Below are 15,745 nucleotides of genomic sequence, written 5' to 3' on the forward strand. Positions count from 1 at the left end.
GATGGTGTACGTGCCCGAGGAGCCGGTGTTCGTCGGCCGCGACCACGAGTTGAACACGTTACGACGCCGCCTGTCCGAGGCGGGGCAGGGCACAGCCCGTACGGTGCTGATCGGCGGAGAGCCGGGAGTCGGCAAGAGTCGGCTCATGGCCGCGTTCGCACGCGAGGCACGAGAACGTGGTGCCCATGTGCTGGCCGGCGCGTGTGAGGAGCATTTCGGCGACCCGATGCCGTACGCCCCACTGCTCGAAGCGTTGGAGACGTTCGGCCGGGAGCACGGCGACCCGGAGGCCGCGGAACTCGGCGGCCCGGCGTACCGGAAGCTGACCGCCTTCTTCGATCTCGAGGGCGACTCCATGCACACGCCCCAGCAGGTCTTCCTGGCGGTCCGCCGGATGCTCGACCACATCGGGGCGGAGGCCCCGGTCGTACTCATCGTGGAGGACCTGCACTGGGCCGACCCTTCGACGCTCGACCTGGTGCGGCATCTCGCCCAGGCGTCCCCGGACGGCCGTCGGCTGCTCTTCGTGTGCAGCTACCGCGCCAACCCCCGACGCGGCGACCCGCTGTGGCAACTGCTGGCCGGCACGACGTTCCTACGCCGCACCGAGCGCTTCGAGCTACCGGCCTTCACTCTGGAGGAGATGCGCCGTCTCGTCGCGGCGGGCAGCCCCGGGCGCGTCGATCCACGGCTCGTGGAGCGCTGCCTGCGCTGGTCCGACGGGATCCCCTTCTACGCGGAGCAGTTGATGGCCGCCGGCGCCCTGGCCGGCCGGGACGAAGACGTCCAGCTACCGCCGGACATCCGCTCGGTGATGCTCGCCCGCCTGGGTGGGCTGACCGAGGAAGCTCTCAAGGTGCTACGGGTCGCGGCGGTGGCCGGCCGGGCGATGAGCCGGCGGCTGTTGCGGACCGTGAGCGGGTTGCCGGCCGAGACGTTGCGGGACGCGTTGCAGGAGTGCTTCGACCAGCAGATGCTCGTTGCCGGCCAGGAGGACAGCTACAGCTTCCGGCACGCCTTGCTGCGCGAGGTGGTCTACCAGGAGACGGTCCGGGACACCCAGGTCGACCTGCACACCGCGATGGCCGAGGCGTTGGCAGCCGACCCCCGGCTGTCACTGATCGACGGCTCTGCCGCAGCCGAACAGGCCAGCCACTGGTATCAGGCGGGCGCCTGGCCGCAGGCGCTCACGTACGCCGTGCAGGCCGGCCGGGCAGCAGCCCGGACGTTGGCGTTCTCGTCGGCCGAGGTGCAGTTCGATCGGGCCCTGCGGTTGTGGCACCGGGTCGACGATCCGCAGGCCCGAGCCGGTGTGCCCCGCTCGCAGCTGCTCGCCGAGGCGGCCGATGCGGCCCGCTGGTCCGGGCGGGTCGACCGAGCCCTGGAACTCGTGGAGGAGGCCATCGACGCACCCGACCACGACGGCGACCCCGATCGGCTGGGCGAGATGCACGAGCGACGCGCCACCTACCTGTGGGAGGCCGGCCGGCGAGCCGAGTCCGGTGAGGTGTTCCGCGAGGCGGCCACGCTGCTGGCCGACAGTCGTCCCTCGGCCGTGAAGGCTCGGGTCCTGGCCGGAATCGCGCTCGCCCACCTGCAGGCCGGGCACTACCAGGAGGGCCGCAGGACCGCGGACGAGGCGTTGACCATGGCGACCGCGGTCGAGGATGAAGCCGTCCGGGGGCGGGCCCTCAACATCTCCGGCCTGGCCCTCGGCATGCTCGGCGATCCGGAGGGCGAGGTGCGGCTACGCCGGTCCATCGAGATCGCCAGGTCGGCCAATCACATCGAGGATCTCTTCCGGGCCTACGGAAACCTGGGTCTGGTCCTGGAGCACACCGGGCGCCTGCGGGAATCGGCCGAGGTGACGATGGTGGCATTGGACGAGGCCCGTCGGCTCGACCTGGCCGGCACGCGGCAGGGGGCCGTGCTGGCCAACAATTCGAGCGCGGCTCTCGTGCTGCTGGGTGAGTGGGACGACGCCGAGAAGATCATCATCGAGGTGACCCTGGACCGGCTGCCCGCGGAGAGCCTCTATCCGCGCCTCACGCTCGCCGAGATCAAAGTGGCACGTGGCGACCTCCACCGGGCGCGCGAGTTGCTCACTTCGATCGAGAACGTGGAGCACGGCGAGGACCCGCGGTTCCTGGGCCCGCTGCACGGAGTCCGAGCGGAGTTGGCACTCGCCGAGAACGATCTCGCGCGGGCGGTCGACGAGGTGCTTCGGGGCGTCACGGCGGTGCGTGGGGCCGAGAACGCGCTGGAGCTGCTGCGACTCTGCGCGGTGGGGATGCGCTGCGCGGCCGACCGTGCGACGGTCGATCCGGACGGCGCAGCGGCCGACGGCGACCGGATCGCCCTTCTCGCGTCGGACGCCCGCCGACAGCCGGCGAACGACGAGATCGACCAACTCGTGCTGCTCTGCAAGGCCGAACGCCTGCGAATCCGAGGCGTGGACACCGCCACCGACTGGAAGCGGGTTGCGCGCGGCTGGGCCCGACTCGACCGGCCCTACCCGGCCGCCTACGCCCACTGGCGACAGGCGTTGGCGCTCGCGGCCGCCGATCCGAAGGCTGCCCGCGAACCGGCGCGCAACGCCTACCTGGCGGCGAAGACGCTCGGTGCCACACCCCTGTGCGAGCGGGTGCGGCAGCTCGCCGCCAAGATCGGACTCGACCTGGCCGACCGTCCGGCACCGGCCCGGCGCCCCTTCGAGCTCACCCAGGCGGAACTGGACACCCTTCGCCTTCGATACGAAGGCAAGGACACGGTCCGTATCGCACACGCCCGCGGCGTGGCGAAGCGGACCGTCGACAAGCAGCTCGGACGGGTGTACGCGAAACTCGGCGTGCACAGCGCCGTGGAGGCGATCGCCCTCGCCCGCCGCGAAGGGCTCTTCGACTGATCACGCTCGCGCTTGTCCGTCAGTGACGGGCATGACGCGAAAAGCCCTGCTGATCGGTGCGCAGACCCACGGCCTCTCCGGGGTACTCAACGACGTCGGCGCGATGGAGCAGGCGTTGACGCCGCGCGGTTTCGACGTCCAGCGGCTGGTCACTCCGTACGCCACCCGGGCTGGGATCCTCGACGCCTACGAGAAGCTGGCCGCTGACGCCGATGCGGACGACGCACTCGTCGTCTACTACAGCGGCCACGGTGGTCGCCTGCGGTCGCCCGACGGCCGCGACCTGCAGTTCATCGTGCCGGACGATTACGCGGACTCGGACGAGGACGACTTCCGCGGTATCACCGACGTCGAACTCTCAGTGCTGCTCGCCACGCTCACCGAACGCACCCCGAACGTCACCGTGATCTTCGACTGCTGTCACGCCGCGCACATGTCCCGCCAGCCCGACCGGCGGGTGAAGGCACTGCTGCGGAACGCGCCGGCGCGGTGGCGACCGACGTACGAGAGCGTCGAACGGCAGGTACGAAAGCTGGTCGCCGACGGCCTTCCGATCGACCGGCGACCGTTGATCGGCAACCCGCACGCGGTCCGAGTGGTGGCGTGCTCGCCGTCCGGCTCGTCCTGGGAGACCGTCAACCGGGACGGCGTCGAGATGGGCCTGCTCACCGACGCGCTGTCTCGCGCGCTGCGGGAGACGGACGGGCTGCGGATCAGCTGGGCCGCGTTGGTGGACGCGATCCGTCGTGAGGTGCAGACGTTCGTGGCCTCGCAGCGACCCGAGGTCGAAGGGCCGTCTGGGCGCCAGCTGTTCGAGACGGACGAAGCGGACGCGCTGGACGGGCTACCCGTTGCGGTCGACGGTCCGGACCGGATCCGGCTGCTCGGCGCGCCGCTGCTCGGCGTCCGGACGGGCGACGAGTTCGCGATCATGCGTGGAGACGCGACCAGCTCGCAGGACGGGCCGGCGATGGGCACGGCGGTGGTCACCCACCTACTGCCCGCGGCCGCCGCCGCGCAGTTGCGACTCACGCCGCCGGGGCAGGCCGTGCCGGCCGACGCCCGCGCGTACCGCACCAGCGCTGCGCCGCCCGCGCTGGCGGTGCGGCTGCCGTCGGAGCATCCGGTGACGGCGGAACTGGTCGAGAGCATCGTCCGGCGTCCGATGCTACGACCGGCCGAGCAGGACGTGGAGACCACCGTCGAGGTCACCGTCGACGAGCAGGGCGGCCTCGCGGTGCGGGACGAGGCGGGCCCGCTGCACCTGCCGTACCGGCCGAACGCGGCCGGCGTCGGTGCCGTCGTCGCCAACCTCCAACGGATCGCCCAGGCCACTGCCTTGCGGCGGTTGAGCGGCGATCCGAGCCGACCGCTACGGCAGTCGGTCCGAACCGAGTGGGGCCGCGTGCGCGACGGCCGGGAGACGCCACTCGCGTCCTCCGGGGAACTCCTGTTCGCGCAGGCCGACGAACGAATCTTCTTCCGGGTGACGAACGAGGGCGACCGCGATGTCTTCGTCTCACTCGTCGACATCGGCGTGTCGTACCGGATCACGCTGCTCACCCACTCCGATCCGAGCGGCGTCCGACTCGAGCCCGGTGCCTCCTACACGTACGGCTGGAACGAGGACCGTAACGAGCTGACCGGCGTCGCCGTCAGCTGGCCGGATGGTATCGACATGTCGGCGCCTCGGCCCGAGACCGTGCTGGTCCTGGTCAGCGACGGCCCGGTCGACGTGTCCAGCCTGCAGCGGCCGGGCGTGAGGGCTGGTGGCCGGTCGGCGGCGACGCGATCCGGGCTGGCCCGCCTGCTCGCGCAGATCGCCACCGGCGCCACTCGCGAAGTCGGTCCCGCGCCCGCCGACCAGGTCCGCTACGCCGTTCAGCCGATCGATTTCATGCTCAGCCCGACACCACCACCCACGGCAGAGCGAGCCGTGTTCCTGGTCGACGAGCGGCCCGCACGGCCGATCCGGCTGTTGTCGCCACGCGGCGCGTCGGCGGGAAAGCTCGCCGTCCGCATCGCCGAACTCGTGGTACATCGCAACCGCGCGTTGGGCAGCGCGGACATCCGGGTGGACGCGGTGGTGCTCACCGGAGGCTCAGGCGGGCAGCCGGTCTACCGCGCGGAGACCATGCGGTTCAGCAACGTACGCGACGGCGACCGGCTGCCGATGGACAACGTGCTCATCTATCACGGGCCGGCCGAGGACTTCCTGGACATCGCGGTCTGGGTCTCCCGGGACACCACCGGCAGTCTGGCGCTCAGCTCGCTGCTCGAGGAGAGGCTCACCGACCCGGTGGTGCACGGGGCCGTCGCCGAGGTCGCCGGGCTGGCCATGAGCGCGCCACACGCGGCCGTCGCGGTCGCCCTCATGGGCGCCGGTGCGGTCCTGGTCAACACGGCGTACGAACTGCTCACCGGTGTGGTGGGGCCGAGCGTCGGGCTCTACCGCACGTCCCTGCTGGCCCAGGAGCAGTTCGGGATCGGCCGCCACGTGCGGCACCCGCAAGACTTCTCGTTCACGTTCTGCGTGGACGAGGTGGCCTGATCCATTCCGATCACCATCACGACAAGGAGTACGAGCATGACCAAGAAGCTCATCATCGGCCCGGCCGAGTGGTTCATCGCCGACGCTGACGCATCCGGTGTGATCCGGCTGGTCCGGGAGGCGATGACCAACCGCACCACCGTCGAGTTGGGGCTCTACGACGGCGCCGGCCGTGCGGTGACCGTGTTCCTCAACGGCGCGACCGCCGCCAGCGTGGTACTCGCCCTCGACCCGACTCCGCGTCCGCCGAGCGAGATGTCCTGACCGATCGGGAAGGTACGTGGCCCGTACGTACGCGACGGGCCACGTACGCATTTCCCGGTATCTCCGTCGCCACGCCTCGCCCGACCGCGACCCCGTCAAGACGATCGATGCAAACGTCGAGGTACGGAGGAGTTCGCCGTGGTCAGTCCCGAACAGCAACCCACCACGACGGATGTCGTCCGTGAGCTGGCCCGGCAGGGCGCGCTCGCACGGCATTTCGCGGCATCGACCGAAGCAGAGCGCCGGCGGCTCCGCGCCGCCGCCACCGAGCTCGCCTGGCCGCTGATCTTCCTGCGCGTGACCAGGCGGGTCGAGCGCGGGCGTGGGCACCACATCTGCGCCATGGGTGTGCAGCGGCTCTCGCCCGACTGCCTCGACCGTTTCCATGACGACGTCGAGGCGGTTCTCGACGACCTGTTCGCCCATGCCGACGTGCCGATCGACAACCTCGAGGGCTGGCTGACCATGCGGATGCGCCGGGCGACAGTGGACGGCTACCGCCGTCGACGTGGTGAACGGGGCGCTCCGCAGCGACCGCGCGTGCCGAACTGGCTGGCCGAGGCGGTGGGCCGGGATCCCTGGTTACTGGACCTGGCCATGGCGATTCTCGACTGGGTCGGCACCGAGGCCACCGCGGGCTCCTCGTTGTGGCCCCTCTCCGCCTGGGCTGCCCGGCGCGCCGTACGCACCGGCGACCACAGCGTCGGAGAGTCGCAGGTCGCCACCGAGATCGAGGCCGTGCTGGCCGCCATGCGGCAGCGCCGGACCTGGTACGAGCGCAACGTGGATCGGCCGCTCGGCCGCAAGCGAGCACCGGTGCACTTCCCGCGGCGTGAATCGTCCGGCGAATACGCCGAGCCCGAGCCGCTCGCCCTGGTCGAGCGGCACGAGAAGGACGACACCCTGATGCTCGAGCTCGCCGCCCAGGCGATCGCACTGATGAAGCGCCGGCGGGACGCCGGCGAGGACGTGCGTGTCCTCGTCACGGAGGTCCTGGGCACGGTGTTCGGCGCGCTCCCGGCGGCCCACGGTCTGGACCGGGTTCCCGGCGACGACCCGATCGGCGCGGAGCAGGTCGACGCCCTGGTCGGCGATCCGGACCGGCTCGATCACGTGGTCGAGACGGTGATCGAGCTGCTCAACCGCGCGGATCGTCCGTCAGATCTGTAGAAGGCAGGCCGGAAGGAGCATGATGACCAGCCGTTCGGGAGAGCCCGAGCACGACAGGCGAGCGCGGGCCGCCGCCCGGATCCAGGAGGTGCTCCGGACGACCATCGACGGAAGCCTGCTCGACACTCGGACGACGATCGCCGAGATGGACCGCCTGGCCACGGAGTTCGCCGACGACCTGCCGGTCCGGCGAATGGCCGAGGCCGCACGGTCGGCGCTCGAGATGGCCGCCGGCTATCCCCAGAGCGACGGAGGCGGGATCGGCACGTCGCTGTCGAATCTCGTCGAGTTGCTCGCGGGGAACCCCGAGGCCGACGCGATGCGGGCGATGCTGCCGAGCCTCGTCGCCGCCTACCAGGCCAGTCAGTCCGGCGACCACGACACAGCACTGGCCCTGTTCGCCGACGTGGCGGCACGATCCGCCGATCTTCCGCCGGGGAATCTCCTTCGGGACGCGATGGCCGAGTCCGGGCCGATGGTGCGGGCGCTGGGCGCGACCATGAACGGTGAGGTACCGACGATCCCCGAGGTACGGGCGGGCGGGTTCGCGACGGACCGCGCGACCCAGCTGGTCGCCCGGGGCGGCATGGCGATGCGGCAGGGTGCCGAGACCGACCTCGGCACCATCACCACCGGTGTCGACGACCTGCGTGAGGCCGTGACGCTGAGCCCCGTCACACACCCGCACCACGTGTTCCACCTCGCCTCGCTCGCACTGGGGCTGGCCCATCGCTCGGAAGTGACCGGTTCACTCACCGACGTCGACGAGGCGATCACGGTGCTGGAGCGCGCCCGCGAGTTGGCCGGTGGTCCGGAACACCCGAACTGGTCGTTCGTCAGTGGGATGCTCGCCGGCCTTCGGCGCCGTCGCGGTGAAGCCCAGCCGGCCCGGCTCCACACGTTCGAAGGGCTGCGCGGCTACGCCTGGAGGGTTCTCCTGCAACCTGACCCGACGTCCGCTCGCGCCGTCGCCGCCGAGGCGGCGGACGAGGCGGTGGCGGCCGCCGGCCGGTTCCTGATCGACCACCATCCGGCGGACGCTCTGCGGGCGCTGGACGCAGGCCGCGGGCTGATGTTGTTCGCGGCGACCGAGCTACGCGACCCGTACACCCGGCTGGTCGAGGCGGGGCATCGTGATCTGGCCGACCGGTGGCGGGCGGTGGGCGAACCGCCGCCGCGGCTGCGCGGGGAGGTTATCGCGGTACTGACACGCGACACCGGCCTCCTCGACGCGCCTGACCTCGACGAGATCCAGGCGGCGCTGCGCCGGCTCGAGGTGGACGCTCTCGTATATCTGGTTCCGGCGGAATCACCGGCACCGGGCTGGGCGGTGATCGCCCCGGTCGAGGGCCCTGCCCGCTTCATCGCCCTGCCACACCTGTCGATCGCCGAGGGCACCGATGTCGAGCGCCATCTCAGTGCCGTGGCGAGTCGAGCCGGCCGCCTCGTCCGCGAGGTGGATCCGATCGACGGGCCCGCACTCGCCGAAAGCGTCGACGAGTTGTGCGGATGGGCGTGGAAGGCCGCGATGGGGCCGTTGCTCAAGCCGTATCTCGGCCGGGAGCGCCTCCCGCGCCTCGTTCTCATCCCCATGGGGGGCCTCGCCCGCGTGCCGTGGCAGGCGGCACGCGCCCCGGACGGCAGCTACGCCGTGCAGCATGTCGCGCTGACGCAGGCTGTGTCGGCGCGGATGCTGTGCGACACCGCGGCGGCCGAGCCGGTCCCGGCGAGCTCCGGTGGCATGATCGTGGCCGACCCGGACACCGCCGGCCGCGCGTCGGACCTGCGCTCCGCGCGGCTCGAGGCGTACGCGATCCACCAGGTCTTCTATCCGGCCGCCACCTATGTCGGCCGACGCCCGGACGGAAGCGTCAGTCGCTCCGGCGCGGGCACCGCCGACGACGTGCGCACCTGGCTGCGCGCCGACGGTTCCCGGGCCGGCACCATCCTGCACCTCGCGTCGCACGGCGTGATCGAGACAGCTCGGGCATCCGCCTCGTCACGCCTGCTGTTGGCGGACGGCGACCTTGCCGCCGACGAGTTGATGGGCGTCATGACCGAGACCGGTCGCCATCCGATCGCGCTCGTGGTGCTCGCGGCCTGCCACTCGGGCCGGTCGATCCACGGATACGACGAGGCGTACAGCCTCGGCACGATGTTCATGGCGGCGGGCGCGCGCTCGGTGCTGTCGACGCAATGGAGCGTCCCCGACCAGGAGACGTCCCTGCTCATGTACATGTTTCACCACTTTCTGACGACCGAGCGCCGAGAGCCGTGGGACGCACTGCACCGCGCGCAGCTGTGGATGCTCGACGACGATCGGCAGCCGCCGCGGAAGATGCCTCTCCCGCTGCGCCGAATGCTTGAGGACGCCGACCCCGCACGTGTGGTCGCTTGGGCCGGATTCATCCACTGGGGACGGTAACGAACGGAGGGCGGCGACGCCATGGACGACGACGTGACGAAACTTCAGGATGATCTGTCCCGGTTGCGGGGGCCGGCGCGGCTGCCGACCCTTGTGCGGCTCGGCCACAAGCTGAGCCAGGAGTACTGGCGGGCCGGACCGGGTCAACCCGCCGCACTCGGCAAGCTGTCCTCGGCGCTCGAGGCGTGGCGCGAGGCCTACAGCTTGACAGGTGCGGGCGACGATCCGGCGCGCGGTCAGATCGCCGCCCTCTACGGCTGGCTCCTGGCCACCCGCTACACCGCGCACGGGGGTGCTCCGCAGGATCGGCAGGTCGCCATGTCCGTGCTCACCGAGGCGACGAAGTTCGCCACCCTGCCGCCGGTGCACGCCACGATGGCACGCCTGATCCTGGGTCAGCTGTTCCTCAGCCGGGCGGTCGAGACGCTGGGTCCGGGCGCTCGCAGTGGATTCCTCGGCGGTCCTCCGGCAGGTGGGAGCGCGGACATCAGCGAGGCCGCCCGGCTGTTTCGCGGGGTCCTGGCCGGGGAGCCGCTCAACCCCGACATCGTTACCGCCGCCCGAACCCTGCTCGACATCACCGAGATGATCCAGCCACTGCTCAGCGGTGATCTGGCCCGCTTCGACCTCGGCAGGCTCAGTGGCTTGGCCTCGGAGCTGAGCCGCTTGCAACGCGGCATGGGTCCGTACCTGTCGGTGCTGAACGCAGACCCGATGGACTATCCGGTCCTCGACATGCCCGGCCCCGCAACCGAGCAGCCAACGATCCCGCCGCGCCGCGCCACCCCCGCCGCGCCGGCCCGCCCGTCCACCTCAGCGTCGGCCCGCAGTGCCGCCCGGGAACAACTCGGGGCGCTGGCCCCGGATCCCGTGCTCGCGGTCTGGGAGCAGGCCCGCGCGCTACTCACCACCGACCTCACGGTTTCGGCCGCCGACCTGGACGCCTTCGTGGGGGCGGCGGCCAACGCGGTCACCGCCGAGGAGGACGGCCCGCCGGTGGAGCACGGCCTGGACCGGCTGCTGCTCGCGGTTGGGCTGTGCCTACGCCACCGACGCGACGGCATCGGCTGGGGAGACGACGGCGACGAGACGACCGATGCTGCGTTGTCCACCGCAGCCGAACATCTCGCCGCCGCTTCGGACCGTGTCCCGCCTGGGCATCCGGCCGCGATCGTGCTCGTCGAAGCGGTCGGCGCGGTTCTCGACGACACCCGGCCGCTGTCCGGGCCGATCACGGACATCGCCGACAGTTTCTTCTCGTACGCGGAGAAGATCCCCTCCCCGCCACCAACGGTGACCGCGCTTGCCGAGTTGTGTCGCGCGGTGGCTGCGCTCCGTGACGACGTCCCCCTCGACCTCGATGCCTTCACCACCGCCGTGCCGGCTGACCCCTGGCCGCCGGCGCTGTCCGTCGCGGTCGCGCATGCGCGGCTCGCCGCGGCGGTACGGGCCGGCGAGCCCATCGCCACCGATCCCGCCCTCGGCGAACTGGCCGGACTGCTCGACGCGCTGCTCCGCGACGACCGCGACGCCCTCAACGCGTCGCTCGACGCCCTCTCGGGACGACAGCCGCCACGGGTGGCCGCGGTCCTCGGCGCGGTACGGCTGAAGCTGCACGATCCCGGGGCCGCGATCCCCCTGCTGTCCCGTGCCGCCCGCGCTCTCCACGACAGCGGTCTGCGTACGCGCACCTGGTGGCGGCTCGCCGAGGCGTATCGGCTTCGGGGCGCGGCCGGAGACATCGCGCTCAGCCGCGACGCCGGAGTGAACGCGCTCAGCGGGCCGGACCCGGACCGGCGCCGAGCGGCCCGATTCGCCGGCTGGATGCTCGCCGACGGACAGGCCGAAGACGCGTTCGTGGCACTGGAGGTCGCCGGGTCCTCGCCCGAAGGACCGGGCGACCAGCTCATCCGCGACGTGTTGTCAGTCGTCATCGGAACAGGACCACGCGCGGCGGACGCCGCAGACCCACCGACCCCGGCGAGGGTAGCCGCCGCACTCCGAGAACTCGCCGCCGCCGCCCTGCTCTATCTGCACCCGACCGACGACGCGGGACGGACCGCCGGAGTGCTCTGCCTCCACGCCGGGACCGACCGGCTCGACCTGCTCGCCAACGTCCCCGTCGCCGATCCGCTGACCTCCGACGACCCTGGGCTGCCGGCGGTCCTGGGAAGGTGGACCAGCGGCAACCTGCTGATCGCCGCGACCGGCGGTCTCGACCGGCTGGCGCTGGCCGCGGTACGCACCGGTGCGGGTCGCCGGTTGGCGCAGGACGTCGCACTGTCGTCTGTGACGTCCGGAGCCCAGGTGGTACGGCTGGCCGCACGACCGGTGACGCCGGTGGAGGCCGAGCCGCTCTTCGTCGTCAACCCACGCGGCGACCGCGACCCGTCGATGGCCGACGTCCTGGTCCTACGACGGTTGTTCTATCCGCGATCGGCCTGCGTGGGGAGATCACTGGAGCCGGTCGACGCGGCCGGGACACCGGACGACCTGCTCAAGCGGCTACCCGGCGCATCCGTCTTGCACCTGGCCTGCGGAGTCCGAGACGACACGCTCGAACTGGCCGAGGGACGGACGCTGGACATGGCGGGCCTCCACGGCGGACGCGGACTTGCCGTCCTCACGGAGGGCACCGCACCGAGACTGCTGAACGCCGGCTTCACCGGGGTCGTCGGCTGGCGGTGGGAGGTGCCCGCGCCGTTCGCGGCGCTCGCCCTGTTCATGGTCCACCTGCATCTGGTCGACCGGCGGCTGGCCCCCGCGGCGGCGGTCAACGCCACGCAACGCTGGATGCTGGACACCGATCGGGTACTGCCACCGTTCCTGACCGGTGCGCACCTGCACACCGTCACGACGACCGACCTGACCCAGCCGGCCCTGTGGGCCGCTCTGGTGTACCACGGTCGCTGACGGGAGCCGGGATGTCCGAGAGGCTGAAGGAACTGTTGCTCACTGAACTACGACGCGCGGTAGACGTCCGGATCGAGGGCAGTGACGATCCGGACGAGATCACCGCGGAGCTGGTCGGCCGACTGCGGAGGATCAAGGCGATGCGGAGGCAGTGCGAGCATCGATACGGCGGTGGCGGGGAACGGTGACCGGTCCGAGGGCGGCGCCAGGTTTAGCGGCTTGGCGGATGGCTATGAGGGGTGTCGATCCGCAGACCGACGATCGAGGAGAGAGCCGATGGCCAGCGGTGCGATCCCGTCCGACGATCCGACCCGTACCCTCGTCCACGCCCGTCCCGACGACCCCGCCCTCACGCACCTCGCCATCGCGGGCGGCACCTACACGATCCTGGTCACCGGCGAGCAGACCGCCGGCCGGTACTGCCTGATCGACATGCGTGTTCCGCCGGGCGGTGGGCCGCCTCCGCACCGGCACGACTTCGAGGAGATGTTCACGGTGCTCGACGGGGCGGTGGAATTCACGTTCCGGGGCGAGCAGACCGTCGCGCGGGCCGGGGAGACGATCAACGTCCCGGCGAACGCGCCGCACTTCTTCCGCAACTCGTTCGACCAGCCCGCTCGGTTGCTGTGCATGTGCACGCCGGCCGGGCAGGACGAGTATTTCCTGCGCGTGGGCGATCGGGTGGACGGTCCCACCTCGCCGCCGCCGGCTCTCACCGACGAGGAGCAGGCCGAGCGCCGGGACCGGGCCGCCGCGCTGGCGGCCGAGTACCGCACCGAGTTGCTCGTCCCATGACCTCCCGGCACGGATCAGCCGTGCCGGGCGGCGACCTCCAGCAGACCTTCGTAGAACGCGACGAGTTCGGTGTCGCTCGGGTCGATCGCCCGTAGGTGGCGGGCCACGCCCTCGGTGAGGGCGGCGGCGATTCGCTCGGCTCGGTCCGGTTCGAGTCGCGGCAGCCTCAGCAGGCTCATCGCCCGGGCGGGCCACAGATACGTCTCCAGGTCGTCGTCCTGAAGCATTCCGGCGGGCACCGACCTGACGATGTCCGCGTAGACGCGGCCCTGGATGTACCACTCCCGGTCGGCGTCGAAGATCACGATCATCACTGCCGTCTCCGCTCCCCCGCGCGCCGGCCGTCTCACACAATTCGATCCAGCCTAGTCCTCATCCTGTGTGGACCCGGACCGCGATCGCAGAGACGCGACGAGCGGGCCCGGTGTCGCGTTCACACCGGGCCCGCCCGTCGCGCGCCTTCCGGAAGTGGGTCAGCTCGTCGCGACGAGCTGGAACCGCTGGTTGGCCTGGCCGTTGCAGTCGTAGAGCTGCACCTGCTGGCCGTTGCCCGTGCCCCAGACGTCGAGGCAGCGGCCGGACTGGACTCCGCTGATGGTGCCGTTGGAGTTGACGTTCCACTGCTGGTTCGTCTGCCCGTTGCAGCTGTAGATCTGGACGGCCGAGCCGTTGCCGGAGCCGGCGGCGTCCAGACACATCGAGCCGTACACGGTCAGTTGCCGGCTGGAGGTGTAGGTCCACCGCTGGTTGGTCTGGCCGTGGCAGTCGTAGAGCTGCACCCGGGTGCCGTTGCTCTGCGAGGAGTTCGGTACGTCGATGCACCGGCCGGACTGGTTGCCGACGATCCGGCTGGCGCCGTTGGTCGGCGGCGGCGTGGTCGGCCCGGCGGTCGGGGTCGTAGTCGGGGTCGCGGTCGCCGTCGTGGTCGGCGTGGGGTTGGGCGTGGCGGCGTTGAGGGCGTTGAGGACCGAGTTGTACGCGGCCTTCTTGTTGCCGCTGCCATCGAAGAGCAGCGGGTTCTCGTTGGAGCGCCAGGAGTCGCTGTCGCGGACGCCCCACACGGTGATGCCGATGCAGCGCGGCACGTTCAGGCACGCCTGGGTCAGCCCGGCGTACTGGCTGGTGGACGAGTTGGTGACGTCGACCTCGGTCAGCGCCACGTCGACGCCGAGGGCGGCGAAGTTCTGCAGCGTGGTCTGGAAGTTGCCGGGCAGGGAGCTGCCGCCGGTGAAGTGGGTCTGGAGGCCGACGCAGTCGATCGGGACGCCGCGGGACTTGAAGTCCCGGATCATGTTGTAGACGCCCTGCGTCTTGCCGTACGACCAGTTCTCGATGTTGTAGTCGTTGTAGCAGAGCTTGGTCGACGGGTCGGCCGCCCGCGCGGTGCGGAACGCGACCTCGATCCAGTCGTTGCCGGTGCCCTGGAGGTTGGAGCTGCGGCGGCTGCCGTCCTCGTTGAACGCCTCGTTGACCACGTCCCACGCGGCGAGCTTGCCCCGGTAGTGGGCCATCACGCCGTTGATGTGGTCGATCATCGCCTGACGCAGGTTGCTGCCGTTCAGGCTCTGCATCCAGCCGGGCTGCTGCGCGTGCCACGCCAGCGTGTGGCCGCGGACCTTCAGGCCGCGCTGGGTCGCCCAGTTGTAGATCTGGTCACCGGAGTTGAAGTTGAACTGGCCCCGGTTGGGCTGCAGCGCTTCCGGCTTCATCTCGTTCTCGGCCGTGATCATGTTGAACTCACGCGCCGCGATGGTGCTGTACGTCGAGTCGTTCAGCCGGTTCGCCGCGATGGCGGTGCCGAAGTAGCGGCCCGACTGTGCCGCGGCGGCACCGAGCGTGCTCGCCGCTGCCTGAGCCAGGCTGGGCACCACGAGCGCGGCACCGGCCAGTGCCAGCGCGCTGGTGACGGCGGCCAGCACCACGCGGTGGCTGCGCCTCGGTAGATGTTTCATGACACTCCTCTGCATATCGGACGATGATGCGCTGGCGATGCCCGGCTGGACGCGGGTGGGAGCCGGCGGTGCGCCCACCCCCGCGTCACTGCCCTGAAACTTTTCGAAGATGTACCGGTAACTTCCCTGGGAAGATATCCGCGACGGCACGATCGGTCAATGTCGATGTCAACGCGAACATGGACTCAACCGGCTGATCAGCGCGGGAGTCCACAGATGTCCGTGAGAGCGAAGCGCGACGAGAACTGCACCCAGGACCGAAAGTTTCGGAAAATCCCGGCGCGGCTGGTCAGCGATCGACCGCGGCGTCGTACCGCTCGCGGTTGGCGTGCACCTCGTCCATGTGCGCCTCGGCCCACACCTTGATGCCGTACGTCAGCCGGTGCAGCGACAGGCCGAGGTCGGTCAGCTCGTAGGTGACCGTCACCGGCACGCTCGGCGTCACGGTGCGGGTGACCAGGCCGTCGCGTTCCAGTGAGCGCAATGTCTGCGTGAGCATCTTCTGGCTGACCCCGGCCAGCCGGCGGGACAACTCCGAGTAACGCATGACCTGCGGCTCCGCGTGGTGATCGGGACCGTCACGGCCGAGCGCGGCCAGGATCAGCGCCACCCACTTGTCGGAGATCCGGTCCAGGAGTTGCCGGCTCGGACAGCCGGCGAGGAACGCGTCGTACTCGGCCCGCGCCTGCGCCCGCTTCTGCGCCGCCGTCTGCGTCGGCATCGTCCGCGCCTCCCACCCCGGGGTACCCAACGCACTCCGAAGTGCGTAC

The 15,745-nt window shown here is 70.9% G+C and carries 11 protein-coding genes; 8 read left to right on the forward strand and 3 right to left on the reverse strand.

Annotated elements, in window-relative coordinates:
* The first annotated feature begins 1 nt into the window (after nucleotide 1).
* From F8279_RS04820 to F8279_RS04850, 8 genes are all read left to right on the forward strand, one after another.
* Nucleotides 2–2,905, forward strand: coding sequence for an AAA family ATPase (locus F8279_RS04820; protein ID WP_151499199.1), 2,904 nt, complete (start codon nucleotides 2–4; stop codon nucleotides 2,903–2,905).
* Nucleotides 2,906–2,936: 31 nt separating this feature from the next.
* Nucleotides 2,937–5,456 carry a caspase family protein gene (locus tag F8279_RS04825; RefSeq protein WP_151499200.1) on the forward strand — a complete coding sequence of 840 codons (2,520 nt, stop codon included), beginning with the start codon at nucleotides 2,937–2,939 and terminating at the stop codon, nucleotides 5,454–5,456.
* Between the two features lie 36 nt (nucleotides 5,457–5,492).
* Nucleotides 5,493–5,720, forward strand: a complete 228-nt coding sequence (locus F8279_RS04830) for a hypothetical protein (RefSeq protein WP_151493445.1) — start codon at nucleotides 5,493–5,495, stop codon at nucleotides 5,718–5,720.
* A 138-nt stretch (nucleotides 5,721–5,858) separates the two neighbouring features.
* On the forward strand, nucleotides 5,859–6,890 hold the full coding sequence (locus F8279_RS04835) for a hypothetical protein (RefSeq protein ID WP_151499201.1): 1,032 nt from the start codon (nucleotides 5,859–5,861) through the stop codon (nucleotides 6,888–6,890).
* A gap of 22 nt (nucleotides 6,891–6,912) precedes the next feature.
* The gene (locus F8279_RS04840; RefSeq protein ID WP_139135418.1) at nucleotides 6,913–9,315 is read left to right on the forward strand and encodes a CHAT domain-containing protein; all 2,403 of its coding nucleotides are present in this window, start codon (nucleotides 6,913–6,915) and stop codon (nucleotides 9,313–9,315) included.
* A 33-nt stretch (nucleotides 9,316–9,348) separates the two neighbouring features.
* Nucleotides 9,349–12,228 carry a CHAT domain-containing protein gene (locus tag F8279_RS04845; RefSeq protein WP_225853133.1) on the forward strand — a complete coding sequence of 960 codons (2,880 nt, stop codon included), beginning with the start codon at nucleotides 9,349–9,351 and terminating at the stop codon, nucleotides 12,226–12,228.
* An 11-nt stretch (nucleotides 12,229–12,239) separates the two neighbouring features.
* Nucleotides 12,240–12,416, forward strand: coding sequence for a hypothetical protein (locus tag F8279_RS30200; protein ID WP_175438594.1), 177 nt, complete (start codon nucleotides 12,240–12,242; stop codon nucleotides 12,414–12,416).
* A gap of 88 nt (nucleotides 12,417–12,504) precedes the next feature.
* Nucleotides 12,505–13,023, forward strand: coding sequence for a cupin domain-containing protein (locus tag F8279_RS04850; RefSeq protein ID WP_151499203.1), 519 nt, complete (start codon nucleotides 12,505–12,507; stop codon nucleotides 13,021–13,023).
* Nucleotides 13,024–13,037: 14 nt separating this feature from the next.
* On the opposite strand, the gene F8279_RS04855 is transcribed toward F8279_RS04850, so the two are convergent.
* The 3 genes from F8279_RS04855 to F8279_RS04865 all read right to left on the reverse strand — a co-directional run bounded on the left by F8279_RS04855 (nucleotide 13,038) and on the right by F8279_RS04865 (nucleotide 15,696).
* Nucleotides 13,038–13,334, reverse strand: a complete 297-nt coding sequence (locus F8279_RS04855) for a hypothetical protein (protein WP_225853137.1) — start codon at nucleotides 13,332–13,334, stop codon at nucleotides 13,038–13,040.
* 162 nt (nucleotides 13,335–13,496) lie between these two features.
* Nucleotides 13,497–14,975, reverse strand: coding sequence for an endo-1,4-beta-xylanase (locus tag F8279_RS04860; protein WP_151499205.1), 1,479 nt, complete (start codon nucleotides 14,973–14,975; stop codon nucleotides 13,497–13,499).
* A 289-nt stretch (nucleotides 14,976–15,264) separates the two neighbouring features.
* Complete coding sequence (locus tag F8279_RS04865) at nucleotides 15,265–15,696, reverse strand: helix-turn-helix domain-containing protein (protein ID WP_091414246.1); 432 nt, start codon at nucleotides 15,694–15,696, stop codon at nucleotides 15,265–15,267.
* Nucleotides 15,697–15,745: the final 49 nt, after the last annotated feature.

Source organism: Micromonospora sp. AMSO1212t, assembly GCF_008868145.1.
In the GTDB taxonomy this organism is placed as follows: Bacteria; Actinomycetota; Actinomycetes; order Mycobacteriales; family Micromonosporaceae; genus Micromonospora; species Micromonospora tulbaghiae.